Below are 1,695 nucleotides of genomic sequence, written 5' to 3'. Positions count from 1 at the left end.
GCGCATCGCCGACAGCGCCGCCCAATTGCCCGAGGCGGTGGCCGCTGCCAAGCGCGAGGCCAGCGCCAGCTTCGGCGACGATCACGTGCTCATCGAGAAGTTCATCACCCGCCCGCGCCACATCGAGGTGCAGATCTTCGGCGATCACCACGGCAATGTGGTCTCCCTGTTTGAGCGCGAATGCACGCTGCAAAGGCGGCACCAGAAGGTACTCGAGGAGGCCCCATCCTCCCGGCTCGACGAGAGCCAGCGCGAGGCCATTTGCGAAGCGGCCCGCGCCGCCGGACGGGCGGTGGGCTATACCGGCGCCGGCACGGTGGAATTCGTCGCCAATGACGAGGGCTTCTATTTCATCGAGATGAACACCCGGCTCCAGGTCGAGCATCCGGTGACCGAGATGATCACCGGGCTCGATCTCGTGGAATGGCAACTGCGCGTCGCTTTCGGCGAGGCCCTGCCGCTGCGCCAGGACCAGATCGTGCGCCGGGGGCACAGCTTCGAGGTGCGCATCTATGCCGAGGACCCGCAAAGCGGCTTCCTGCCCGCCACCGGCACCATCGGCCAATGGCGGCAACCCGAAACGGGTCCCGATTTGCGCATCGACAGCGGCTTCCGCGTCGGCGATACCATCACCGCCAATTACGATCCGATGATCGCCAAGCTCATCGTCAGCGGCGACGATCGTGGTCAGGCCCTCGACCGCATGGCCGCCGCGCTGGACGGCTTCCAGGTAGCTGGCATCAAGACCAACATCGCCTTTTTGCGGGCGCTGGTCGGCCGCCCCGAGGTGCGGTCGGGCGCCATGGATACCGGTTTTATCGAGCGCGAACTCGCCGCTCTCCTTGCCCCCCAATCCCCCATCGCCGTTGCCGATCTTGCCGCCGCGACCAGCGCCGTCCTCGCCCGGGAAAAGCTTGAGGCGGCGTCCGAGGCGGTCTCGCCTTGGAACAGGGGTGATGGCTGGACGCTGGGCGCTTCCAGGCGGCGGCGCTTCGATTTCGAGGACGGGGCGGAAACCCATCAGGTGGTCCTGCATTATGCCCGGTCGGGGCTGGAGTTCGAATGGGACGGCGCTGTCGCGCCCTTGCGCTGGACCTTATGCGAGGATGGACGCATCGACGTCTTCCTGGGCGAGCGAAAGGAAGCCATCGGTGCACTCTGGTCCGAGCGGGTGGTCGAACTCGTCACTCCACGCGGCCGACGACGCCTGCACTGGGTCGATTCTCTGGCCCGGAAGGAGGCGGCGTCCGGCCCAGGCGGCAGTTTCCGCGCGCCCATGCCGGGTATCGTTCAGCAGATTCTCGCCGAGCCCGGCACCCGGCTTGAACGCGGCGCCCCGGTACTGGTCATGGAGGCCATGAAGATGGAACACACCCTGCGCGCGCCTGCCGATGGCCGGCTGGTCGCCGTCAATTGCCGGGTGGGCGATCTGGTGGCAGAGGGCGAAAACCTGGCCGAATTCGAGGCGGACGCGTCATGACCGGCGCGGTCCGCATCGTCGAGGTTGGCCCACGCGACGGTCTCCAGAACGAGGCCGCCCATCTCTCGCCGGAGACCCGCATCGCCTTTATCGAGCGCCTGCTGGCGGCTGGGCTGGAGACCATCGAGGCTGGCAGTTTCGTTTCGCCCAGATGGGTGCCGCAAATGGCCGGCACCGACGCGGTGCTGCGCGGCCTCGGCGCGCGGCCGGGCAGG

General features: G+C 67.6%; 1 protein-coding gene and 1 pseudogene. Both read left to right on the top strand.

What is annotated here, in order from left to right:
• Positions 1 to 1,480: biotin/lipoyl-containing protein (locus HUS57_RS00065; RefSeq protein WP_173930902.1), on the top strand; the 1,480-nt coding region annotated here is incomplete at its 5' end.
• Positions 1,477 to 1,695 (top strand): annotated as a pseudogene (locus HUS57_RS00060) (hydroxymethylglutaryl-CoA lyase); the annotation flags it as partial. The gene HUS57_RS00065 and the pseudogene HUS57_RS00060, both read left to right, overlap by 4 nt.

Origin of the sequence: Chelativorans sp. Marseille-P2723 (genome assembly GCF_902809845.1) — a bacterium.
Taxonomy (GTDB): Bacteria; Pseudomonadota; Alphaproteobacteria; order Rhizobiales; family Rhizobiaceae; genus Chelativorans.
This window is presented reverse-complemented; position numbering and strand designations above follow the sequence as displayed.